The sequence below is a fragment of the Trueperaceae bacterium genome, assembly GCA_036381595.1.
Classification (GTDB): domain Bacteria; phylum Deinococcota; class Deinococci; order Deinococcales; family Trueperaceae; genus DASVCN01.
This window is the reverse complement of sequence record DASVCN010000023.1, coordinates 16400-40968: the sequence shown is the minus strand read 5'-3', so window position 1 is coordinate 40968 and position 24569 is coordinate 16400. Positions and strand designations below refer to the sequence as shown.

Here is a 24569-nt window from a genome sequence, read left to right as displayed (position 1 = left end):
GCAGCGCCAGGCCGCTCGGCGCCCCTGCGCCGCCACGCCGTAGAAGTCACTGCCTGCTTCGCCGGCACCGTGCTAGCATTCCCACGCTCATCGTGAATGCCGCCGGGCAGGCTCGGGGGAGTCGTGCCGCGGACGAAACACGGGAACGAACAGCATCTACCTAAGCAGCGAGGAGAAGGAGAACATGAACGTCACCATCATCGGCACCGGCTACGTGGGGCTCACGACAGGGGTCGCGCTCGGCTACCTGGGACACGACGTCACCTGCGTCGACAAGAACCCGGCGATCGTCGAGAAGCTCAGCAACGGACAGGCGACCATCCACGAACCGGGGCTCGAGGAGTTGCTGCGCTCCTCCCACGCCACCTTCACCACCTCCTTACCTGAGCTCGACGGCGGCATCGTGATCATCGCCGTCGGCACCCCCACCAAACAGAACGGGGACGCCGACCTGCAGTACGTTGACGCGGCCGCCCGCGAAGTCGCCGACCGGATCCAGCCCGGCGCAGAGCTCGTGGTCGTCAACAAGTCGACCGTGCCCATCGGCAGCGCCCGGCACGTCGACGGCATCATCCACCGCGCCCTGGAGGCGCGCGGCGTGAAGGCCGAGGTGTGGACGGCCTCCAACCCCGAGTTCCTCGCCGAGGGCAAGGCCGTGCACGACACCCTCTACCCAGACCGGATCGTCATCGGGGCCGACAATCCGAAGGCGGTGGGCATGCTCCGCGAGCTGTACGCCCCACTGCTCGAGCAGACGTTCGAGGCGCCGCTGGAGACACCTCGGCCCGAGCGTTATCCTCTGCCCTCGCTCATCACCACCACGCCGACCTCTGCCGAGCTCACCAAGTACGCCGCCAACAGCTTCCTGGCGACCAAGATCAGCTTCATCAACGAGTTCGCGGGCCTCGCCGAAAAGGTCGGCGCCGACATCACCCAGGTCGCCCGAGCCATCGGCCTCGACGACCGCATAGGCCCGCGCTTCCTCCACGCCGGTATCGGCTGGGGCGGAAGCTGCTTCGGTAAGGACACCCGGGCGATCATCGCCACCGGCGAGTCTTACGACTACGACATGACCATCGTCCGCAGCGCCATCGACGTGAACCAGCGTCAGCGCATCCGGGTGATCGAGCGGCTGCAGGACCAGCTGAAGGTACTCCGCGGCACCACCATCGGCCTGCTTGGCCTCTCTTTCAAGGGGAACACGGACGACCTGCGCGACTCGCCGGCGCTGACCCTGATCGAGTGCCTGCACGAGCGTGGCGCGGTGGTGCGGGTGCACGACCCGATCTCGATGGATCGCTGCCGCGAACTCCACCCAGAGCTGGAGGTCGAGTACTGCGAGGACGAACCGTGCCTGGCGATCGGCTGTGACGCGGTCGTGGTGGTGACCGACTGGCCCCAGTACCGCAACCTGCCGCTCGAAGAGATGAAGAAGCGGATGCGCGGCAACCTCGTGCTCGACGCGCGTAACCTCCTCAACCCCGAAGAGGTGCGTAGGCAAGGCTTCGAGTACGTGGGCATGGGCCGCTGAGCCAGGTAACCGAGGGAGCAGCGTCGGTGGGTGACCGGAGCGCCGGGGCGGTTGCTCCGGTCGCCAGCCGATGAGTTAGCTTTGTACCTGTGAGCCTCGCGGCGATCATCACAATCGGGACCGCCGTGGCGATCATCGGCTCTCTGGTCTTCACCAGGATGGCCCCCGACCTCGCCTTCGGCGGGGGCCTCGTCCTACTGCTGGTGACAGGCGTCCTCGAGCCAGCCGAAGCGTTCGCCGGCTTCGCGAACGAGGGCGTGCTCACCGTGGGCGCGCTCTACGCCGTGGTGGCCGGCCTCCGCGACACCGGCGGAGTCCACTGGATCTCGCGGAAGGTACTGGGCCGGCCCAAGTCGCAGACCTCGGCCATGCTCAGGCTGATGACGCCAGTGGCCGGTCTGAGCGCCTTCCTCAACAACACTCCTATCGTTGCCATGCTCATCCCGGCCGTGCGTGACTGGGCGCGGCAGAACGACCTCGCCCCATCACGGCTGATGATCCCGCTCTCCTACGCGGCCATCCTGGGCGGCACGATCACTCTGATAGGCACCTCGACGAACCTCGTAGTGAACGGTCTCCTCCTCGCCGCGGGCGAGGGGCGGCTGGGGATGTTCACCCTGGCCTGGGTGGGGGTGCCCACGGCGATAGTCGGCATCCTCTTCATCCTGGTCGCGCGGAGCCTGCTGCCCGACCGAAGAAGCGCGATGACGCGCATCGGCGACCCGCGCGAGTACAGCGTCGAGATGACCGTGCTGGGGGACGGTCCGCTGGTGGGCAAGTCGATCGAGGAGGCGGGCCTGCGCCACCTTCCCCACGTGTTCCTCGTCGAGATCGAACGCGAGGGGCGGTTGATCACCGCCGTCTCGCCGCAGGAGACGCTGCAGGCGGGGGATCGGCTGGTGTTCGTGGGCGTCGTCGACTCGGTGGTCGAACTCCAGCGGATCCAGGGCCTGAGTCCGGCTACAGAGCAGATCTTCAAGCTCGATGCCCGGCCCTCGCAGAGGATCCTCATCGAGGCGGTCGTCTCCAACTCCTTCCCGATGCTGGGCCGGCGCATCCGCGAGACCCGCTTCCGGGCCCTCTACGGCGCGGTCGTCATCGCGGTCGCGCGCAACGGCGAGAGGTTGCGGGCGAAGATCGGCGATATCATCCCGAGGCCGGGGGACACCCTCCTGCTTGCCGCTCGGCCCGACTTCGTCGAACGGCACCGCAACTCACGCGACTTCTACCTGGTCAGCCCGATCGAGGACTCTGCCCCGCTGAACTTCGAGCGGGCCGTACCGGCGCTCGTCATCCTCGCCGGCATGGTGACGGTAGTGACTCTCGGGATCCTGCCGATGGTCGAGGCGGCTCTGCTGGCCGCGGTGCTGATGATCGCCTTCCGCTGCACGTCCACGACCTCGGCTCGGCGTTCGATCGACTGGCAGGTGCTCCTGGTGATCGCCTCTGCCTTCGGACTGGGGGTGGCGATGGAGAAGACCGGGGTGGCGGCATCGGTCGCGACCGGTCTGCTGGACCTGTTCGGAACCGATCCGCTGGCGGCTCTGGCCGTCGTCTACTTCGTTACGGCGTTCTTCACCAACCTGATCACCAACAACGCCGCCGCCGTGCTCATGTTCCCGATCGCGTTAGGCGTCGCCCGCGCCCTGGGCGTCGACTTCATGCCGTTCGCGATCGCTATCGCCATGGCCGCATCGGCCTCCTTCGCAACGCCGATCGGCTACCAGACGAACCTGATGGTCTACGGTCCCGGCGGCTACAACTACCGCGACTACTTCAAGATCGGCGTCCCGCTCAACATCGTCACCGGGCTCGTCGCGTTACTCGTCATCCCGATGGTCTGGGGTTTCTGACCCGTTAGGAGTTCCCGTTGGACGCTGAACAGTTGGACAAGCTCGCAAACGACGTAGTGGCGCTGGCCCGGCGGGCCGGCGAGGCGATCCTCGAGGTCTACGAGACCGAGTTCGATGTTCAGGAGAAGGAGGACCGCTCACCGTTGACCGAGGCCGACCTGGCGTCGCAGAAGATCATCGTCGCGGGTCTCCGCGAGCTGACCCCCGACATCCCCATCCTCGCAGAGGAGTCCGGTGAACTGCCGTACGAGGAACGGCGCTCGTGGCAGCGCTCCTGGCTCGTCGACCCGCTCGACGGGACACGGGAGTTCGTCAAACGGAACGGTGAGTTCACCGTCAACATCGCCCTGGTTGAAGGCGGACGGCCGGTCCTGGGCGTTGTCCACGCTCCCGTGGTCGAGGTTTCGTACTGGGCGTCGCGCGGGAACGGCGCCCGGCGTGCCGACGGCTCCGGCGAGGCTCGCGTGGCGGTCTCTCGGCCCTCCGGGGGCGAATTGCGACTGGTGATGAGCCGTTCCCACGCGAACGAGGCAACGCAGAGGTTCGTCCGCGAGCTCGAGCGGCAGTTCGACGTGGAAGCGGTCTCCAAGGGCTCAGCACTCAAGATGTGCCTGGTCGCTGCCGGCGAAGCCCACATCTATCCCCGCTTGGGCCCGACGATGGAGTGGGACGTAGCCGCTGCTCAGTGCGTCGTCGAGGAGGCGGGCGGAGAACTCGTCACCTTCGACGGCCGGCCGATGCGCTTCAACCGGCCGAACCTCGTCAACGAACCGTTCCTGGCCTGTTACGGGGATTCGGAGAGGTGGTTGGGGCTGCTCCGGTCTAACTCCCGGTAGTGCCACTTCGCACACTCCTTAATGGAAGCGGCCGCGAGTGAAGGCTGCAACGGAATTTTCCGTGCCCGGCGGTATACTCGCATCGCGTTGGGCCTCCGAGGCTTCCGCAGCCGGCTCCGGCGCCAGGTAAGCGACTACCGAGCAACTTTCTCGAGGAGTTTTTCTTGATGCAGTCACCTTCAACCGCGCCCCACGGTGGCGTTCTCATCGATCGATTCGCACCCGAGGACAAGACCCACTCCTTCCGCGAACGTGCCTCTCGCCTACCCGTACTGCGCCTCTCGGCGCGCTCGCTCGCCGACGTCCGCTGCCTAGCCACGGGTATCTACAGCCCTCTCGAAGGCTTCGTGGACGAGAAGACGTACGATTCGGTCGTCGAAACGATGCGCCTGCCGAACGGCCTCGCATGGTCGATACCGATCACTCTGCAGGTGAACGAGGAGCAGGCGGCGCATGTTTCGCGCGGCAGCGAGGTGGCCCTGGCAGACTCGACTGGCCGAGTGATCGCCCTGCTCGAGGTGACCGACGTGTACCGGCCCGACCAGCAGAGAGAAGCCGAACGGGTCTACGGCACGACCGAGTTGGCCCACCCCGGCGTGAAGGCGATGCGCGAGGCCGGCAACGTCTACCTGGCCGGACCGATCACCGTGATCGACGACCTGCCCGAGGAGCGCTTCCCCGAACTGAGCCTCACACCGGCGCAGACCCGCGAGCTGTTCGCGGAGCGGGGCTGGCAAACGGTGGTCGCATTCCAGACCAGGAACCCGATCCACCGGGCGCACGAGTACCTCACCAAGACGGCGCTCGAGATGGTCGACGGCCTCTTCATCAACCCCCTCGTGGGCCAGACCAAGGGGGACGACGTCCCGGCCGAGGTGCGCGTGCGCTGCTACCTCGCCATGATGGAGCATTACTACCCCGCCGATCGCGTCATGCTGGGCACTTACCCAGCGGCTATGCGCTATGCCGGTCCTCGCGAAGCGGTGCTGCACGCCGTCAGCCGCATCAACTACGGCTGCACTCACTTCATCATCGGACGAGACCACGCCGGGGTGGGCAACTACTACGGCACCTACGAAGCCCAGCAACTGATCAGCCAGTTCAGTCGTGACGAGCTGGACATCCAGATCCTCAAGTTCGAACACGCCTTCTACTGCAAGAAGAGCAAGCAGATGGCCACGACCAAGACCACGGTCAGCGGCCCCGAGGATCGGATCTTCCTCTCCGGGACCAAGGTGCGTGAGATGCTTTCGCGCGGTGAGATGCCGCCCGAGGAGTTCAGCCGGCCGGAAGTCGCCCAGATCCTCATCGAGGCGTACCGCCAGGCCGCGGAGCGTGAAGAGAAGGTAGGAGCGAGCAAGTGAGCGTCAAGATCGCCGACGAGATCGAAGCACAGTCCTCGGCCACCACGATCGAGAAGACGGTCGAGGAGAAGGCCACCAACATCACCTGGCACGAGCACGGCGTCACTAAGGCCGAGCGTGCCCACCGCAAGGGGCAGAAGCCGTGCATCCTCTGGTTCACCGGCTTCTCCGGCAGCGGCAAGAGCACCATCGCCAACGCGGTCGAGGTCAAGCTGGCCGAGATGGGCTACCACACCTATCTGCTCGACGGTGACAACATCCGCCACGGCCTCAACAAGGACCTGGGATTCAGTGCCGAGGACCGCACCGAGAACATACGCCGCATCGGCGAGGCCGCCAAGCTCTTCGTCGACGCCGGCATCATCGTGCTGACGGCGTTCATCAGCCCCTTCCGCAGCGACCGGCAGATGGTGCGCGACATCGTCGAGGAGAACGAGTTCCTCGAGATCTTCGTCGACACCCCGCTCGACGTGTGCGAGGACCGGGATCCGAAGGGCCTCTACGCCAAGGCACGGCGTGGGGAGATCCGGGACTTCACGGGGATCGACAGCCCGTACGAGCCGCCGGTGAAGCCCGAAGTGCACCTCTACCCTGCGCGGGAGAGCGTGGAGCAGAGTGTGGATAGGATCGTGAATGGGTTGGAGGAGCGGGGGGTTTTGCCGACCAGATACTAATCCACGAGCCGGCAGATGCTTTGGGCCTTTCCGACGGCTACCCGCCGATACTAGAAGCATCAGTCCGCTCTCGGGTTACTATTACATCTGATTGAATGCTGAAATTGAGACAGTAGAACTTGCCCACCTAATCTCCCCGATACTTAGCGCCGGGCAGAGAATCGGTCATCTCTACAAGCTCCAGGTTTCCGTGGCTTCGAAGAACCGGCATAGTACACCAGCGACAGATGACGGAGTCGGCCCTTCGGAGGTCGCAGAGTGATCCCTGTGACCAGACCGTACCTGCCGGAAAGGGAAAGGCTGGACCGCCGCATCGACGGCATATTTGAGCGACAGTGGCTGACCAATAACGGTGAGCTAGTACAGGAACTCACGAAGCGCTTGGAAGGGTACCTGGGTGTAGAGAACCTCCTCCTCGTAAGTAATGGCACTCTAGCCCTGCAGATCGCTTACCGCGCTTTGGGCCTCAGCCAAAGCGTAGGGTCCGGGCCGCCAGAAGCAATTACCACCCCGTTCACGTTTGTCGCCACCGCAAGCTCACTGAAGTGGGAGGGAATCGAACCAGTATTTACTGACATCGACCCCTACACCTGGTGCCTTGCCCCGAATCTCGTTGAAGCCGCCGTCACATCAAGGACGAGAGCTATTGTCCCCGTTCATGTTTTCGGCAACGCATGCGACGTCGAAAAAATCGACGATATTGGACGTAGGCTTGGCCTGAAAGTAGTTTATGACGCGGCTCACGCTTTCGGCGTCAACCACAACGGTCGAAGCCTACTCGATTACGGTGATGCATCGATTCTTAGCTTTCATGCCACCAAGCTATTCCACACAATCGAGGGTGGAGCGATTGTCTTTCGGCGTAAGGAAGACTTCGTCTTGGCCAAGAAGCTTATCAATTTCGGCATTACCGGCCCCGAGAGCATCGAGGGCCTGGGCATCAACGCTAAGATGAACGAATTCCAGGCGGCGATGGGCCTGTGCGTACTCGAGGAAATCGACACCAACCTCAATGGCCGAAGGATCATTTGGGAGGAGTATGTACGGGCCCTCGGCGACAGATACCAGTTGCAGCAAAGAGACACCAGCAGCAACAGCAATTACGCCTATGTGCCCCTTCTCCTTCCGAACGAGTCTGATGTGATAACCGCTCAGGAGATACTCAGGGCAAGAGGGATCGAGACAAGGCGGTACTTTTACCCATCCCTTGACACTGTCGAATATCTCCCACTGTCCCTCGCCGCAACTCACTCCGCCGATGTCTCTCGTCGTGTCCTTTGCCTGCCCATTTACTTTGGCATGCCGATTGACGTTGTATCAGTGGTCGTTGATGTGCTTGACCGGGTGTCCGCAACCTGACGGCGCGTGGCTGGCCAGTATCATTCACAGAAGCTGCTCTTTCTTATGACGCGTGCCGGAACTCCGACGACAGTGGAACAATCAGGAACGTCTCTGACAACGACCGCGCCTGCCCCAACCTCCGACCATCGCCCTATTCCGATTCGATCCCGAACGGCTGAACCTACTCCCAACGAGCAACCGTCCCCCACTCTAACCCAGCCCGCAAGATTGCACCCTGGACCGACATGGCAGAAGTCGCCGATCTCCGCGTCGTGTGCAACCGTTGCCCCGGAATTGACGATGCAATGAGCACCAACTACTGTGTCTGGCTCAATCACTGCTCCGGCTGAAACGAAAGTTCCTTGCCCGAGCTTGGCGGTGTCGTCGACGAAAGCCCTCGGATGCACGAGGCTTATCCATTCGAGATGCGGATATCGTTCCGAAACTGATTTCCTCGCGCTGTTGTCCCCGAAAGCGAGGATTGCCGCTCCTCCGTCGATTCCTTCGGCCTGTGCGAACGGTCCGATGACTCTGGTATTGAGTAGTACTTTGCCTTCAGATTCGGGATCGTCATCTAGCGCCCCGGCAAGCTCGTAACCCAAAAGGTTGAGCGTCTGAATTATGAGCTTTGCGTGGCCCCCGGCGCCGAACACGTAAACCTTCATGTGAGATGGTAGCATCTCCTTTGCTGGCCGAATGGGCAGGCTCCTTCGAATCCACCGCATGGCGGCCCTCATGCGCTTTCCGAAAGCCATAAAACACACAATGGGAAATCGCTCAGCCGACGTTGCAGCGGAAGGTGCGTACCGGAGCAACAACACGTGAATCGGAAGATCGCGTTCGGGGTTCTCTGGAACCTGGCGACTCTGATGCTGGGAAGAGGTGCCTCTATCATCTTCACCCTCTTCCTCGCTCGGCTCCTGGCGCCGGAAGCATTCGGACTGATCGCCATGACAGCCGTAATCTTCGAAGTTGCCGACGTACTGATCCAGTCCGGCCTCGGGCACGCATTGATCCGAAGTAGGAATGTGTCGCACGCCGACCTCAGCACAGTATTCCTAACAAACATCGGTTTAAGCATCATCGCGTATGGTGCCCAATACTTTCTCGCACCGCAGATCGCTGCCTTTTATGGCGAGCCGGAACTTACGCCCCTCGTACGCGTGGCTGGCCTAATAGTACTTTTGAACGCGTTCAAGGTCGTCCAGACAGCGATCTTTCGCAGGGAGCTTAATTTCAAGCCGGAGCTGATTGCAACGTCCACAGGCGCGCTCATTTCCGGCGTCGGTGCTCTATGCCTGGCGTACTTCGGGGCGGGGGTCTGGAGTTTAGTAGCGCAACTCCTTTTAGCCGCGGCCGCATCGTCAGCGGTACTGTGGACAGTCAGTGACTGGCGCCCGTCCCTCATTTTCAATCCGGCGTCGTTCAATCGGCTTTTCGGATTCGGATCTCAACTTGCCCTCGAGGGTGTCATCGAGGTTGTGTACCAGAATTCGTACATCTTTGTAGTCGGGCGGCTCTTCAGCGCCGAGTTGACCGGCCTCTACTTCTTTGCCCGAAAGATTATCCAGCTGGTCTCGCATCAACTGAGTCGAGCAGTGGAGCAGGCTATATACCCGGCGCTTGCGCCGCTCCAGGATGACAACTCGACATTACGAGAGAAATACAGGCAAATCGTCCACCTGACTCTATTTACGATGGCCCCCGTAATGTCGCTGATGGCAGTACTCGCCGACCCGCTTTTCTCCCTCCTATTCGGAGACCGATGGGGTGGAGCCGTTCTATATGTTCAGTTGCTGGCAATAGTCGGAGCGCTCCATCCGCTCCACGCCTTGAACGTCAATGTACTAAACCTAAAAGGACGTTCAGATCTGGTCGTTCAAAGCGGTCTATTGAAGAAGGGCATGGGTTTCGCGATACTGTTCGCAACAATGCCGTTCGGGCTAACCGCGATAGTTGCCGGGCAAGCTCTGGGGTCGATTCTTTCGCTTGTTCCCAACATGCTCTACACTTACCGGTTGATTGAATATCGGCCCGCGGTCCAGATTACCGAAGCGTCGAAACCACTGGCGGCAGCGCTGCTAGCTGGCGGAGCGTCATACTCTACTCGCCTTCTTGCATCAGATTTGAGTCCACTAGTCCAACTGCTCTCCGCTGGTAGTCTCGGACTGTTGGTTTACCTCGTCGGCTGCGCCGCAGTCGGTGCTGAGGGCTATCGCCTCACGATGCAACGAGCTGCCGCAGCTCTGAGACTTCGATATAGTTCCGAAAATCGGTAAGGAAGTGATGGACCATCGAATTGACCCAGGAGCCGCTCCACCTCCAAACTTGGTTGCCTTGCCGAGTTCCTTAGGCGTGGCCCGAACTGCCAGTAGGATAGGGGCTACAGCAATTGTTCCCTTCATGCGACGTCGTTATCGGCATTTCAACCTTGAGCAGGCACGGATGGTGGTTTCCAGGCAAACGAGAGAACTAGGCGGGCAAACTGCACTAAATGAAGAACCTCTTGTTTCCCTGTGTGTGATAACGCACAATCATGGGCGCTTTTTGAAGAGCTCTCTGGAAAGCGTTCTTACGCAGCAAATCTCAGTGCCAACCGAAGTTCTCGTCTCCGATGACGGCTCAACCGACGAAACTCTAACCATCGCACTGGCGTGTCAGGAGCGGCATCCGAAGCATGTTCGGATCTTGGCCTCCCACAACCGGCTAGGAGGCTTCATCGGTCATGGTCACCTGAACCTGCTTCGCGTCTTCTCTTTGGCGCGCGGTGAGTTCCTGGCCATCCTTGAGGGGGATGACCTCTGGACCTCGGTTCACAAGATCGAGCGGCAACTTCAACTGTTGATAGAAAACCCTCACCTGTCGTTCGCTGCGACCGAGACTGTCGCGGTTAACGAAGATGGTGCGAGTCTGAACGCAGAACGTCAGTCGCATCACCGGCGGGGCAATCCTGTGATCCGATTCGAGGACGCTGTCGACTTCGACCGCCCAATTCCCGCGCACCTCGGTTCCATCGTAGTCCGCAAGTCCGCGTTGCGACTCTCCGACGCCTTTATTGCTCCGTTCGCCGCCGATCGAGCCCTGCTCCTGCACCTCCTAGCCTGCGGCCGGCCGGGAGCCAAGATCGAAGAGGACATGCACATCTACCGGTCCCACCAGCAAGGCATCACTAGAACCCAATGGACGAGCGGCATTCGTACAACGCCCAACGCACTCTTCTACGATCGACTCGCGGCCTTCTGCCGAAAGAGCTGCAAGAACGAGGCTGACAGTGAGCTCGCGCTCCGCCAGAGGGACCGCTGGTGTGCTAGGGAAATGCTCACGCGGTCGAAAGGAGCCCTAGGAGGATTATGGCCTGTAGTTGGCCGAAAGTAGTGGGGACGCCATGAGCAGGAGTTGCTCGGTGGTGGTCACCTTCAATCCACGAGAGTCCCTGTTTCTAAACATGCGGCTATTGAGTGCCGAGACCAATCGAATCATACTGATCGACAACGGTTCAACGGGACAATCGATGGACGTCATTGAACTGGCTCAAACAATTCCCCAGCTTGAGCTTATACGCCTTCCGGAGAATCAGGGCCTGGCCACGGCGTTGAATATGGGGATAAAGGCAGCAATACAGCAAGGTTTCGAGTGGATAGCCACCTTCGATCAGGATAGCGCTGTCACTCCAAATTACTTCAAGGGGCTGCTGAGGGCATTCGAATCCTGCCCAAACACGGAACTTGTCGCCTCAATCTCTCCACGTTACATGGACGAAGTCAGCGGAACCGTTACCTCGTTTGCGACGAGATGCCACGCCGACACCTACTGTTTCGTTAAGGCGAGTCGAACATCGGGAACGCTTTATCGAGCGAGCATATTCGGAAAGGTTGGCTTTTTCCGGGATGATTTCTTCATCGACTGTATAGACGTCGAGTATTTTCTACGTTGTCGGGCGGCCGGATTCTACGCCCTGGAAGCGCCTCACGTCAGACTCGTGCACAATCTTGGCCAGACCGCGTCCCACCGCTTGTGGTTCCTAGACAGGACAGTCACAGTAACCCATCACAGTTGCTTGCGAAGGTATTACATGACACGCAACCGAATAACCGTCTACCGGCGATACGTGTCCTTCGATCCCCTATGGGTATGGAACGATTTGCTGGGAACACTGAAACAAATGGTCAAAATAGTACTCTTTGAGGATTTGGTTTTGTGCAAACTACTTGCTACTTTCCAGGGTCTGATTGACGGGATACTTGGAAAAGCCGGACCAAAACACCGGGCTGGGAAGTCCAACAGGGCTTGCACCTGATGGACGAGACGGAGTCGGAGTTGGTAGGGAAAAATCTTGGTCAAGCGCAACAGAGATCGAGCGCACAGAGGAATGTTAGTGTCTGCGCCGTAACAGTAACCTACGGGGACCGGCTGGCAAAAGTTCAGCCGGTAATCGCACGGCTTGAATCAATGCGGTCTGCAGGCTCGCCATTGAATGAGATAATCGTGGTCGACAACGGCTCTGCTGATGCCACGCGTAACTATCTACGGGAGCTTGCAATCGCAGGCAGAGTAAGTGTGATCAGCATTGGCTATAATGCCGGTTCGGCTGCTGGCTTTACAGCTGGGCTCGAAGCGGCCGTGAAGTCGAACTGCAATCACGCGTGGTTACTGGATGACGACAATTTGCCGGAACCGGATGCTCTCATGGCAATCCTGACTCAGGTAGAGAAGTCTTCTTCGCCAGCCGCCTACCTTTCACTGCGAATCGACCGCGAAGAGTACAGCCGTTTCGCAAGCACTAGATCCCCCGTGGACGCCTTCGAATGGCCCGACAGCTTCCTTGGCTTCGCATGGCAACGCACCTTCACCAAAGTGCCGCGGAGTCCGCAACAATTCACAGCCCGATCGACGTGTACTGTTCCCATTCCGTACGGACCTTACGGCGGCCTATTCCTGCCAACTGAACTGATACCCGTCATCGGACTCCCGCGCACTGACTATCACCTGTACGGAGACGACCACGAGTTTACTTATCGACTTAGCCGGCTTCAGATCCCCCTGCTCCTCGTGCCCAGCAGCAGGGTGCAAGATCTGGAGAGTTCCTGGAATATGGGAAAGAAAAAAGAGGTGCGCGAGAAGGAGTTCTTCATCTCTCCCCTGGTTCTCCTGTCTTCGGATCCAAACTTGCGCCGGAGACTCTACTATTCAGTCCGCAACCGAGTTCACTTCGAGTCGCATTTTAGGGTCGCCAACCGCTTTTGCTATCTCTTCAACGCGTCAGTCAAGCTTCTTGTCGTGTATTCACTTGCACTACTCGCATGCGGCCTTCGTCTCGACCTAACGCCTTTAAGGAACACCGCTATCCTCGCCCAGGCGGTAAGGGATGGGCTCGAAAGCCGCCTGGGAAAGACGGGCAGGTGAGCGCCCAGAGCATTAACTTGATTACTGGGGGCGCGATTGTGGGACCGCGTCCGGTGAACTGCCAATGAGAGTCCTCGAACTAATCGATCGCGCAAGCCGGGGAGGCGCGGAGAAGCATACGCGGCTGTTCAGCGAGGAATTAGCCCGTCAAGGGCACAAGGTGTGGCTGGTGCATCCAGGGGGTCCTTACACACCTGATTTTGCGGCGAGCTCCCGTCATGGCGTCAACGTGATTGAACTGCCCGCACTGCGCTCCAATTTGATCGTTGCGGTTCGATTGCTCCGTTCGCTCCTCGCTCACGAGGACATCGAGGTCATACACTCTCATCAGTACAGGGCAGATCTAGTTACTGCGCTAGCCGCTTCCGGGCAGGTGCTTGCGACTACTATCCACAACTTCCTCGGCAAGGACCTTCCTTGGACGCGTGCCCCCTTCAGGCGTGCTCTCTATTATCCATTCAGCAGATTCGCACTCTCCAGGATGAATCTTGTCATCGCAACTTCCTCTTACGGAGCGGCATACGTTCGTCAGTTCTTTGGAATAGACGATGAACGCTTGAAGATTATCCTCAACTCTATCGACCCTGCCGAACTGAGTAATATCAGGCCCGCCGAGAAAACGCGAGCAGAATTGGAACTGCCTCGGGATCGACCACTAATAGCCTGCGCCGCAACTCTCGAGCCGCGCAAAGGGCAAACACACCTCCTTCGCGCCATAGCGAAGGTGTGTAGCGAAATCAGTGAACAGCACCCTGTCCTGCTCCTCCTTGGTGAAGGGCCTCAAGAACGTGAACTCACTCAACTCGCAAAAGACCTTGGGATCGAAGACTCCGTCAGACTGCTGGGATTTCGCGCGGATGCGAAGGACGTCATCGCTGCATGCGATGTCTACATACAGCCATCGCTCGTCGATCCTCTTCCCAGAGCACTACTCGAGGCGATGTTCCTTCGCGTACCGGTCATAGCCTCCAACGTGGATGGTATCCCTGACGTAGTCACCAATGGTCGTACAGGACATCTCGTTCCACCTGCAGATTACAGGGCGCTCGCGCTTTCGATCTTGCGCGTCCTTCGAACGGACTCCAGTGAAGTAACCGGGCGAGCCCGAGAGTTCGTGCTGCAGAGATGTACAATCGGTTCAATGGTCCGCTCCTTTCTTGAGCACGTGGAAAGAATTCCTCGAACTACGAGCTGAGAATTTGAGCCCCCCAGCAAGAGAGGAACAGAAACAGGCAGCGCTCGGGCCGCCCGGGCCTTCTTTCGACTCCCCGCTGAACACTCGAATCCAAAGGGCAATGAATTCGCACGCAAGTCGGAACCTCTTGGCGCAGCTTTTCCTCTACCTGGCCATACTTTGTTCCTCGTTCGACATATTCCTTGTTATCGAAGTCGGGATGACGATCAGAGCAACTTACATCCTCCTGGTCCCAACTGTGTTGATTGCCTTGTCGCTCGTGATCACTCGCAGGCGTGTCGTCATCCCATTGGGGCTCGGACTGCTTCTAGCCTGGACGGCTTTCGTAATTCTGTTCGTCCCACGCTCCGGCCTTCACCTGCGCGGGATTGCGTACGCTGCCCTACTGGTATATTTCGTAGCAGCACTATCGGCAATTGTTCAGGTCATTCGATCAGTTAATCAGCTTTCCAGGCTCGTTAGATTCTATCTGTTATCGTTCGCGCTAGTCGGACTGTTCGGTATTGTCCAGTTCCTACTACCTCTCGTAGGGCTGCCTGGAATTCTGGTTCAGCAGTGGTGGATCAACGACTCACTCCCCAGGTCGAACGGCTTCTCTTTCGAACCGTCCTACTTCGCGACCTACCTCCTGCCTGGGTGGGTGCTCATGGCCTTCCTTCTTCAGACCCAGAGTCGCCTGATACAACGGCGATGGCAGCTATATTTGCTATTTACTATCGTCACGATTGCCATGGTCGTGTCCTCTTCCAGGATGGGACTGGCAATGATGGGCGTCTATTTCGTCTACTTCCCGGTCAAAGTTTTCTGGGGTGCGGTTCGCGGTAGGGCTTACAGTAGACCTATTGCATATTCTGCTGTTGGCATCGCGGGAGTGGCTGCTCTTCTGATACTCATCTTTGCGACCGGTACTGAGAAACTGTTCCTCGAAGGGACGGGCTTTGCCGGAACGACGAGCCATTCGACTGAAATCAGGCTGAACGACTTAGAGGACACGCTCTCCGTCTTCGCTCAAAGCCCACTCCTCGGTTATAGCCTTGGTGGAGTAGCACCGGCTATCGCAAGTTACCGTGGGAACTCGGCGGATACCCTTTCAGAGGTGCAGCGGCACGAGGGAATGTCGATATTCGCCGAGGTTCTGGCTGCCAGTGGGATTATCGGATTCCTGCCTTTCCTGGCATATATGTTGCTGCTAGCTATCGCACCGCTACGACTGGCTGCTTCTGTATTTGATCGCGAGCAGCGGCTAATTCTCATCGGTCTAACTGTTGCCTTCATCTTCCAACTCGTCCTACTTCAACTTAATCAAAACGTCCTCCGACCGTATTTCTGGATTCATATAGCGATACTGTCCGCGGCATATTCAGTCGCCCGCGCTAACCTGAACCGCAGGGTGGCAGCAACATGATCGTCATCGACGCCCGAATGGTGAACGCCTCCGGTATCGGCGTCTACCTCAAACAGCTTCTGCCAAGGATAGTCGCCGCGCGGCCGCAACGCCGCTTCATCCTCCTTGGGGATCCTGGTGAGCTGTCAGCGTTCAACTGGGCAGGGAGTGACAACGTCGAGATCAGAGAATTCACTGCCCCTGTTTACTCGATTTCAGAGCAGGTTTTGGCTCCACTTGTAGTACCACGAGGATCACGCCTCTACTGGGCACCGCATTTCAACGTTCCATTGGGCGTCGGAACGAAGCTGTTAACAACCGTTCACGACGCCTTCCATTTGGCCATGCCCCAATTCGTACCAGGCTACCACCGCCGTGCATACGCGGCTGCGATGTTCCGTTCATTAGCGTCCCGTTCGCAAGCGATACTCACAGTTTCCCACTTCACTCGTCGAGAACTGCTCAGGCTCACGCCTGTCCATCCGGAAAAGATCCAGGTCATCTACCTGGGTGCGGATCCTCTCTGGCTTCGAGCTGAAGGCGCGAACTTGAAACCCCATGCGCGCCCGTACCTTCTCTATGTAGGTAACGTCAAACCTCACAAGAACCTGATCAGCCTCCTTACGGCCTTCCGCTCGCTCGTAGGCTCGATCCCCCATGACCTCGTTCTGGTTGGCAAGCGAGAGGGCTTCTTGACCGCCGATTCGTTTGTGGCTGGAGCGGCGAGGGCGCTCGGCGACCGAATCCTTTTCACCGATTTCGTGACAGATGAGCAACTCAAGGCGTACTTCACGCACGCCGATGCCCTGGTTCACCCCTCCCTTTACGAGGGATTCGGCCTGTCTCCACTCGAAGCGATGGCTTGCTGCACCCCGGCCATCGTGTCGAACGTGGCCTCGCTCCCTGAGGTCTGCGGCGACGCTGCTACCTACTTCGATCCTCGAAGCCCTGACGACATCGCGCGAGCCATTCTCACCCTCTTGAAAGACCCGCAGCTAAAGGCGGAGATGGTCAAGAGAGGAAGGCAACGGGCAAATGACTTCAGCTGGACGAATACGGCTGCGGCGACAATGGAAGTACTCGACCGACTCGTCGCCTAGGGGTACAGGTCGACCGGTATACGCTCGCTCTGTATGCAGATACAAGTACTATGAGGAATCGCTGAAATGCGCGTTGCACTGATTCACGAGTGGCTCGTCAACTACGCCGGATCGGAACGGGTTCTCGAGCAGCTCGTCACGCTCTATCCTGAGGCAGACGTTTTTGCCGTTGTCGACTTTCTCGAGCCCGACGAGAGGCAGTTCATCGCTAACAAGCCCGTTACTACATCGTTCATTCAGCGGCTTCCCCGGGCACGCAAACAGTTCCGTCGATACCTTCCACTGATGCCCTTGGCCATTGAGCAACTCGACCTTTCAGGCTACGACCTGGTCATCTCCAGCTCGCATGCCGTGGCTAAGGGAGTTATCACTGGCCCCGATCAACTTCACATCTCGTACGTCCACTCGCCTATGAGGTACGTCTGGGACCTTCAACATCAGTACCTCAACCAGGCACGGCTTGAAAGTGGTCCTATGAGCTGGCTTACACGCTACATGCTGCACCGGCTGCGCATGTGGGATGTGCGGAGTTCGAACGGCGTGGACTACTTCGTCGCGAACTCCGAGTTCATTCGACGACGGATCCGAAAGACGTATCGGCGAGACGCCGCGGTCATTTACCCGCCCGTAAACGTGGACTCATTCCCGCTGGAACTCGATAAGGATGACTTCTACCTGACGGCGTCGAGGCTTGTTACGTATAAGCGGATCGACCTAATCATCGAAGCCTTCGCCGGAATGCCCGACCGCAAGCTCATCATTGTTGGGGAGGGCCCCGAGCATCAAAAGCTAGCTCAGATGGCCAACGATAACGTGGAACTTCTGGGCCACCTGCAGTTCGATCAGCTGCGCGAGCTAATGGGCAAGGCGCGAGCCTTCGTCTTCGCGGCGGAAGAGGACTTCGGGATCGTTCCCGTCGAGGCCCAAGCGTGCGGTACTCCAGTCATCGCATTTGCACGTGGAGGCGCGCTCGAAACCGTCCAAGGACTGGACTCGCCCCTCCCAACCGGGGTCTTCTTCGAAGAGCAAACGAGCGCGTCCTTGCAGCGGGCAGTAGAGCAATTCGAGATGAACGAAGCAAGTTTCAGCCCGTCTCGAATTCGGCAGAGTGCGCTCCGATTCAGCGAGAAGCGCTTCCGCGAAGAGTTCGAGGCATTTGTGGATGAGTGCTGGAGGGTCCAGCGGCAGACGGGCACGTACTCCAAACCGCAAGCTTCGTCCGCGAGCTGAGCGAAGAGCGACATCATGAACAAACGCCCCCGCGAAGCTGATACCTGGCAGTTTGCCGGAGTATTGACGACCGCGCTGCTCGCATCCGTGGGATTGGTCCTGACGTCGCTAAGTGCGATCATCTCCCGCAACGAAGCACCATCGAGGTCCTGGGGCGTAACTTGGGGAGGCTACTTCAGCCTTTTGCTCCTAGCCGCGCTGATCGGTACGCATTCGGCCGTCTACCCCTTCGTAGCCGGTCTACTACCGGTCACAATTTTGGCGACCTGGGCATATCAGCCGAACCGGAAAGTCACGTTCAACGCTCTTCTGGTCGCGCTCGTGCTGCTACTCTCCTTGCTGGCATTGGAGCACTACCTGGGCGCCTACACATGGCAACCTTCAACCTTTTCCAGTTTGAGCAAGACGATAGAGCAGTTGACTACGGGGAAATTGCAGTCACCGGGCGGCCAGCGCGCATGGCGAGTCGAGAATGCTACGGGCACCGAATCCCTCTCGTTCGATGCTCGCAGGCTTACGTCCCCCTCCAGTAACTATTGGGACAGATCGACCGCTGCAATCGATCTGTCCCACCCAGGCGAGGTGACCAGAGCCTCGTTCCCGTCTCGCGGCGATCCCTACTTGATGAGAACATACCCTCTGGACGATCGAGTAGGAGGCAGAACGTTTCGGGCCACAGTGACCATGAGGAGTTCACTAGATGAGCCTGTACGTGGGGGAATATGGATACAGGCATGGGGACCGGGAGGATCTGCTGGGCCTCTTCGGGTAGAGGTAGGCAACAAGTGGAGAACCTATCAACATTCCTGGACGGCGCCTGCTGCTGCTACCGATACTCTCATCAGGCTCATCCTCAACAATTTCGACGGGAGCACGATCGAGATCTCTGAAGCCCACCTGGAAGTGCTTGCCGAGTCAGGCGAGTGGCTCGACTTGGGCCCCCCGATAGGCAGCGGAGCTGCGCTTACCCTCAGTTGGGCAGGGGAGCCAACGAGCGCCCGCCAACCGCTCTCCTTGACCACGGACTGGAGGGCCTATGTGATCGACGTTCCTGAGTTGCCGGATTCCGCCGATGGTCCCCTCAGACTCCGAGCGAGTCTTGGGCTTCAGGAAGGTGTTGAGCTCCAGATGCGCAACGTCGAGCTGGTTCCCGGTGACGGATCGTCGATCGAACCGGTCCAGTCGATTACTCGTCGTAGTCTCTGGTTCTCCTACCCGAACCTAGCCGGGCATGTCCTTCTTCTTGTTGCGCTTACTCTAGTCTCACTGACACCGTCGATCCGGCTTGGTCTACTGATTGCAGTCATCGCAATGGGCGGGGTGGCGTCGACCCAAAGTGCGACAGCTCTGGTCGCCGGCTTGGTGGGTTTGCCGCTGCTGCTCGTTCTGAAAGTGAAGGGCGCATCACCGAAGCGCATCCTTCTTATCGCTATTCCCGTGCTCTATCTACTTGGCTTCGCTGGAGCAGTCGTTTTCGCGCCACAACTCGTCGAGTCCGTTCTCGAAAGCCCCGGGCTGACCCGTGTTCAAATCTGGCGGACGGCATGGAAAGGTTTTCTGGCGCACCCGCTAACCGGAGTCGGTTTCGGAGGAGAAGAGTTCAGCGATTACTTCGCCAGCGCCTACCCAAGGAACCTACCGGATGCCATACCGAACGCGCACAATCTTTGGTTGACCCACGCTTCTGAACTCGGCGTAGCAGGACTCCTGGCCTCGCTCTGGCTCACCGGGGGTCTGCTTATCCTGGGTTGGAACTGGGGCCGCTGGCACGGAATCGCCTTCTTGCTTCCCGTGTTCATCCTGAACACCCTCGACTACAGCTTCTTCTCCTGGTGGATACTGTTCCTGGTCATCCTTGGCCTCAACCTGATGCGGGGGTCAGCGGAACCTCAGCCTCATATTCAACGCTAGGCCGAGCACTATTACCACGATTATTCCGCCCCAAGCCCCTAGCCAAGCTGGGATAACCCCGCTCAGCGCCAAAGAGATGCCGATGCTCAAGAGCAGGTACCAAGCAAGGGTGGCAATCAGTGCAAGGCCCAAGGCGACCGTCCGGGAACTGACGAACGTCATCGTGAGTGGCAGCGCCAGCAGCAAGAGCGCGACATTCGCTACTACCTCGACGAGCTTTCGGTGCATCAGGACTTTAGCCTCATATCGTGCGAGAAGGGGAATATTGGGATTGCCGGCATACTCAGCCAACCTCAAAATCGATCTACCGCTGTCGTAACTACCGCCGCTGTACTGAGTAATCAGCTGCGACTTCGTTCGCGGCAGTCTTACCATCGCGACATCGGAAGCCTCGCTTACTCTAATGAGCTCGTCCAGAAGGACCGACGATTCTTCCACTTCACCAGACTCCAAGCTTTCAAGACTTAAAGACACGTGGTCGACCTGGAAGAGGGACATCTCGTGCCCCTCGTACACGGCACGCTCTGCGATGAAGACCTCGAGACCGCCATCTCGCCAGGAAGTGAGGCGCACGCCGTAGAGCAGGTCTGTCCTGGTATCCGAATCGCTGAACGAAAGCCGATACTTCCCTACCGGAAGCTCCATCCCCTCCAAGCGCCACAGTCCGCTGTTTCCCTCCGTCATCTGCCACCAGAGGGCCGCCTGGCGTGGACTGCTCACAGGCAGTACAAATTGGTTGATGCCCAAGGCAATGAGAGCCGCCACGGCTGATACCGCTACGAAAGGAGCGGCGAGCCTGGCGGGTGAGACGCCGCCGGCGAGCCACGCCCGCAGTTCGCCCGAACTGACAAGCCGGCCCAAGACGAACAGGGTAGCCAGAAAGACACTTACCGGAAGCACCTGTACGATATACAGCGGCAGCTGTAGGGCCAACCAACTAGCGAATCGCAGGAGGGGCGGATCGTCGAGCCACTTCATCGACGGAAGGACGCCGTTTATGAGGCTCAGCATGCTCAGTAGGAGAACGGCGCCTACGAGCGGAGAAACAACTTCACGGGTAAGGGAAAAGTCTAGCCGCCTCAGGATCCGCGACCTTGGGGGGAGGCGCGCCATTAACGCTCGGATACTATCACTCCTGGCAACTGATTCGTGGGAGACGATTACACATCTCCGCTGCCAGCGAGCATGGGCCACTAGAGCATTTTCCGCTATACAATCTGTTGCTGTGGTGGTAAGCCAGTAGGCAGTATGACGCTTTCGATCCAAAGGGGTGCTTCGTTCCTCGTTGGTGTGGGGTTTTCACTCCTCCCCGCGATAGCACCCTTCATCGCGGTAATCTTCTTCCTCTCAGTCCGTTGGAGGCCGGAGCGGAGGGACATTATCGGTCTGTCGGGGGCGGTCCTCTTCTCACTGCCGCTGTTGCTACACAGTGGCGCGCCTGCCGCTCTGCTGAGCCTACTCCAACTAGTTGCCGCCTGGTTGCTCTATCGAGCGTTCGCTCGACTGGGCGAACTCCAATACCGCGGCCTTAATGGTCATCTGCTGGCCAGGGGGCTGCTGGCAGGACTCGCACTTATCGTTCTGCTCGGTTCGCTTCAGATAGTGGACCTGAACCGGCTCGGCCGCCTTTGGCAAACAGTGATTTGGGACGGTTCCCCTGCCCTTTACGCCCATACCGTGCTGGTGCTGGGAGGGGCAATTGCTCTCCTGACGCCGGAGCGGCGCCTCAGGCTAGTGAGCCTTGGGCTTTCCGCAACCGCGATCCTTATCTCGGGCAGCCGCGAAGCGGCGATCGCCTGGGTGGTGATGACGCTCGGCTTCCTTCTGCTTACCCCAGCCTTCGACATCAGGCGCCGTGTTGCCGAGTGGATCGTGTTCGCGCTCATGTTGGTCGTAACAGCAGGGTTGGGGTCACTACTCGGTTGGGGTCACTTCGGCTTCCTCCTCGACATCACCCCCGCCAGCGAGAATCGAAACATGCTTCAAGGAACAGAGATTCCGGGCGGAGCCTGGTGGTTCGAACAGGGCGCAGAGAGAAGCGAAGGCAGTGCAACCATTGACGGCATCGAGTACAGCGTCTTCGAAGTGTGGAAGACAGAGCCAGAAGGGTGGCGCAGGCTGCAGCAGGTAGTTCCCATCGAACCGCGCACGCCATACACATTGAGCGGCTGGATTCGCGCACCGAAAGGCGGTGCCCGACCCGGTTTCCACGGTTGGGGCGAGGACATCGGCGGAGCAGGCGTTCTGATTGTAGAGGGCGCACTATCGGGCGGCTCCTGGGTCACAAGTGTTACCGGGCCAGGTGCCATCTTGGGGTCAGGTATCGCTGATAGCTGGGGTGAATGGCGGCGGGTCTGGATTTCCTTCGAGTACTCCGGTGACGAGACTCTCTATTGGTGGGCTGGTTTGGCTCCCGATCAGAGGCAAGCCTTAGGAGAACCCGCACAGTTCGCCGGATTTCAGCTGGAAGAGGGCGTAGAGCCCACCGCGTACATGCCGGGTCCGGCGACTCAAGGGCTGGGGCTGAGCACAGCCCGAATCCCCTACTGGCAGGCGGCCGCCGAGGGCATCGCCGACAAGCCGCTCCTGGGATGGGGGACATACAGCTTCGAGGACTATTTCAGGCACGTGTGGCGTGACCAGAGCCAGTTGCTGGTCGTGCCGGTCCATACGCACAACCTTCTGCTGCAGACGCTCTTCGAAAGAGGAGTCGTTGGCCTTGTAGGGCTGATGATCTACGTACTGGCCCTGCTGTCCGCCGCCGTCAAACGACTCGATTTCGGCTTGCTAGTAGTAATTGCGGCCGTGCTGGTAGCAAACATGTTCGATTACACGCTTCTCTATGGCGGTGTCCTCTACCCCCTTGCATCTGTTGCGGGATGGCGAGCTGGAACCAGGCGAGGAGTTCCGGCCCAGCGAGAAGCAGTCGCAAGACAGGCAATCGTAAGGCTCAGTCTAGCCACGACCGATCTGCTCATGGCGTTTGCTGCTCTACTTCTTGCCTTCTGGATGAACTCGGGCTTCGGCTCCCACGATCTGAACACCAGCTGGACCGGGTTACCTTCGATCTCACTCTATGCCTTGCTTCTCTGGCCGATCCTTTCCTGGCGAGAGGGTCTTTATCCCGGTTACGGAACGACAGCGCCAGAAGAACTGCGGAAGCAAGTCAGCGTGGCCTTCTGGGCATGGATACTACTCGCGGTTGGCGCCTACACCTTCCCCGACGCACTGGCTTTTCCACGGCCTCAGCTCTACCTCATGGGGGCGCTGGTTATTGTTGCTCTACCCGTAGGTCGAGCCGCATGCAAGAGACTCCTCCATCTGGGCGACATGTGGGGTGAGCCGGTAGTCGTCTTGGGAGGCGGCGCCACCGGTAGTCGAGTAGTAAAGGCGCTCAACGCATACCCTCTGGACGGTCTCAAACCTGTTTCCGTTTTCGACGACGATCCGGACAAGGTCGGCACGTCCATCGACGGGGTGCCTGTGCTTGGGGCTATATCGAAGGCGGCTGCCTGGGGTGCGGCCAATGGCGTAAGCAGAGCGATCTCCGCGCTAGGCAGAACTCCTCCCGACATTAAAGAGATCGGAGCAGCAGACGGCAGGCGATCGTTCAAGAAAGTCCAGTTCATCCCCGACCTGCAGGGCCTCCCTGTCTTGGGTGTCCAGGCTGGTTCCCTTGACAACCTGTTAGCCCTGGAGGTGCGGAACGAACTGGCCGTTCCCCTCAATCGCGTGGTTAAGCGCTCGATAGACATCGTCGCCTCCATCGCTCTCCTTGCAGCGCTGAGCCCGCTTCTACTGGCTCTTTCTCTGGCAATACGTCTCGATTCGCCTGGCCCAGTTCTTTACAACCAGCGACGAATCGGTAGGAACGGCAGACCGTTCCGGATCTGGAAGTTCAGGAGCATGGTCGCAAACGCCGACGCGGCGCTATCGGATTGGCTCGACAAGCACCCCGAGCTTCGAAGCGAGTGGCAATCCAACCAGAAACTGCTCCGGGACCCTCGGATAACGCGAGTCGGAGTCTTCTTGCGGAGCACCAGCCTCGATGAACTACCGCAGCTCATCAACGTCGTCCTAGGACAGATGAGCCTGGTTGGCCCTCGACCCATCGTCGACTCAGAGGCAATCAAGTACGAACGGACATTCGACCTGTATCAGATGGTTAGGCCGGGCATGACAGGGCACTGGCAAGTCAGTGGTCGCAGTGATACGGGGTACGGACAGCGGGTCGAGCTGGACAGTTTCTACGTACGCAACTGGTCTGTCTGGCTCGACATAATCATCCTGATACGCACAATCGGTGTAGTTCTGCGCCGCAAGGGGGCCTACTGACCCATGGTTCGAACCAGCGCGATGGCCGCTTACGGCTTCGGCCGTGAAGAAATCGGGCATTAAGGCAGCCCGTACGTTACTTTCGTATTCTAGCTCCGGGCATGCATTTTCGGTTCAACGGGCAGCTGGACCAACGACACCACATCTACCGAGTTCCCGATTTCGAACCCAGCCTCTGCCATGAAGTCGATCGCGTTCGGCAAAATCGAGGCGGACGGCGAGTTCAGACTCAAGGTAGACGATGTGGCGTCAACTGACCCGGCTCCGGCGAATACGGTCTTGACACATCAGCCCGGCGCATACACCTGCAGTAGAGACGATGTCGTTCTGAGCGATCCTTCCGTTTACGTTGTCGCCGTGTACGCCTATGCAGACGGACGGTGTCCGGTTCGGCAGATTGTGTCGACGGCTC

General features: G+C 59.2%; 18 protein-coding genes. 15 read left to right on the top strand and 3 right to left on the bottom strand.

Going from position 1 to position 24569, the window contains the following annotated elements; genetic code table 11:
- Nucleotides 1–184 precede the first annotated feature (184 nt).
- From VF168_06790 to VF168_06765, 6 genes are all read left to right on the top strand, one after another.
- On the top strand, nucleotides 185–1531 hold the full coding sequence (locus VF168_06790) for a UDP-glucose/GDP-mannose dehydrogenase family protein (GenBank protein HEX7003874.1): 1347 nt from the start codon (nucleotides 185–187) through the stop codon (nucleotides 1529–1531).
- A gap of 89 nt (nucleotides 1532–1620) precedes the next feature.
- On the top strand, nucleotides 1621–3384 hold the full coding sequence (locus VF168_06785; GenBank protein HEX7003873.1) for an SLC13 family permease: 1764 nt from the start codon (nucleotides 1621–1623) through the stop codon (nucleotides 3382–3384).
- 32 nt (nucleotides 3385–3416) lie between these two features.
- Nucleotides 3417–4220 carry a 3'(2'),5'-bisphosphate nucleotidase CysQ gene (gene cysQ / locus VF168_06780; GenBank protein HEX7003872.1) on the top strand — a complete coding sequence of 268 codons (804 nt, stop codon included), beginning with the start codon at nucleotides 3417–3419 and terminating at the stop codon, nucleotides 4218–4220.
- A gap of 167 nt (nucleotides 4221–4387) precedes the next feature.
- The gene (gene sat / locus VF168_06775) at nucleotides 4388–5584 is read left to right on the top strand and encodes a sulfate adenylyltransferase (protein ID HEX7003871.1); all 1197 of its coding nucleotides are present in this window, start codon (nucleotides 4388–4390) and stop codon (nucleotides 5582–5584) included.
- Nucleotides 5581–6258 (top strand): adenylyl-sulfate kinase, encoded by a 678-nt coding sequence (cysC, locus tag VF168_06770; GenBank protein ID HEX7003870.1) that lies wholly within the window; start codon nucleotides 5581–5583, stop codon nucleotides 6256–6258. Before sat ends, cysC begins: the two co-directional genes overlap by 4 nt.
- A gap of 258 nt (nucleotides 6259–6516) precedes the next feature.
- Nucleotides 6517–7617, top strand: a complete 1101-nt coding sequence (locus VF168_06765) for a DegT/DnrJ/EryC1/StrS family aminotransferase (protein ID HEX7003869.1) — start codon at nucleotides 6517–6519, stop codon at nucleotides 7615–7617.
- A gap of 20 nt (nucleotides 7618–7637) precedes the next feature.
- On the opposite strand, the gene VF168_06760 is transcribed toward VF168_06765, so the two are convergent.
- The gene (locus tag VF168_06760; GenBank protein ID HEX7003868.1) at nucleotides 7638–8264 is read right to left on the bottom strand and encodes an acetyltransferase; all 627 of its coding nucleotides are present in this window, start codon (nucleotides 8262–8264) and stop codon (nucleotides 7638–7640) included.
- Nucleotides 8265–8420: 156 nt separating this feature from the next.
- On the opposite strand from VF168_06760, the gene VF168_06755 reads away from it, so the two are divergent.
- Complete coding sequence (locus VF168_06755) at nucleotides 8421–9878, top strand: lipopolysaccharide biosynthesis protein (protein HEX7003867.1); 1458 nt, start codon at nucleotides 8421–8423, stop codon at nucleotides 9876–9878.
- A gap of 427 nt (nucleotides 9879–10305) precedes the next feature.
- On the opposite strand, the gene VF168_06750 is transcribed toward VF168_06755, so the two are convergent.
- On the bottom strand, nucleotides 10306–10692 hold the full coding sequence (locus VF168_06750; GenBank protein ID HEX7003866.1) for a hypothetical protein: 387 nt from the start codon (nucleotides 10690–10692) through the stop codon (nucleotides 10306–10308).
- A gap of 310 nt (nucleotides 10693–11002) precedes the next feature.
- On the opposite strand from VF168_06750, the gene VF168_06745 reads away from it, so the two are divergent.
- The 7 genes from VF168_06745 to VF168_06715 all read left to right on the top strand — a co-directional run bounded on the left by VF168_06745 (nucleotide 11003) and on the right by VF168_06715 (nucleotide 19822).
- Nucleotides 11003–11896: a glycosyltransferase family 2 protein gene (locus VF168_06745; GenBank protein HEX7003865.1), complete on the top strand. Its 894-nt coding sequence runs from the start codon at nucleotides 11003–11005 to the stop codon at nucleotides 11894–11896.
- Entirely contained in the window at nucleotides 11896–13002 is a 1107-nt protein-coding gene (locus VF168_06740; GenBank protein HEX7003864.1) for a glycosyltransferase, read from the top strand. Before VF168_06745 ends, VF168_06740 begins: the two co-directional genes overlap by 1 nt.
- Before the next feature lie 64 nt (nucleotides 13003–13066).
- Entirely contained in the window at nucleotides 13067–14197 is a 1131-nt protein-coding gene (locus VF168_06735; GenBank protein HEX7003863.1) for a glycosyltransferase family 4 protein, read from the top strand.
- Complete coding sequence (locus VF168_06730) at nucleotides 14160–15602, top strand: O-antigen ligase family protein (protein HEX7003862.1); 1443 nt, start codon at nucleotides 14160–14162, stop codon at nucleotides 15600–15602. The genes VF168_06735 and VF168_06730 overlap by 38 nt, the downstream gene beginning before the upstream one ends.
- Nucleotides 15599–16681, top strand: a complete 1083-nt coding sequence (locus VF168_06725) for a glycosyltransferase family 1 protein (GenBank protein HEX7003861.1) — start codon at nucleotides 15599–15601, stop codon at nucleotides 16679–16681. Before VF168_06730 ends, VF168_06725 begins: the two co-directional genes overlap by 4 nt.
- 66 nt (nucleotides 16682–16747) lie before the next feature.
- Nucleotides 16748–17911: a glycosyltransferase family 4 protein gene (locus VF168_06720; GenBank protein ID HEX7003860.1), complete on the top strand. Its 1164-nt coding sequence runs from the start codon at nucleotides 16748–16750 to the stop codon at nucleotides 17909–17911.
- A 1038-nt stretch (nucleotides 17912–18949) separates the two neighbouring features.
- Nucleotides 18950–19822, top strand: coding sequence for an O-antigen ligase family protein (locus tag VF168_06715; GenBank protein HEX7003859.1), 873 nt, complete (start codon nucleotides 18950–18952; stop codon nucleotides 19820–19822).
- Here VF168_06715 and VF168_06710 read toward each other — a convergent pair.
- Nucleotides 19790–20833: an LptF/LptG family permease gene (locus VF168_06710; GenBank protein HEX7003858.1), complete on the bottom strand. Its 1044-nt coding sequence runs from the start codon at nucleotides 20831–20833 to the stop codon at nucleotides 19790–19792. The genes VF168_06715 and VF168_06710 overlap by 33 nt on opposite strands.
- A gap of 237 nt (nucleotides 20834–21070) precedes the next feature.
- Between VF168_06710 and wbaP the strand changes: the two genes are divergently transcribed.
- Entirely contained in the window at nucleotides 21071–24157 is a 3087-nt protein-coding gene (gene wbaP, locus VF168_06705) for an undecaprenyl-phosphate galactose phosphotransferase WbaP (protein HEX7003857.1), read from the top strand.
- Nucleotides 24158–24569 lie beyond the last annotated feature (412 nt).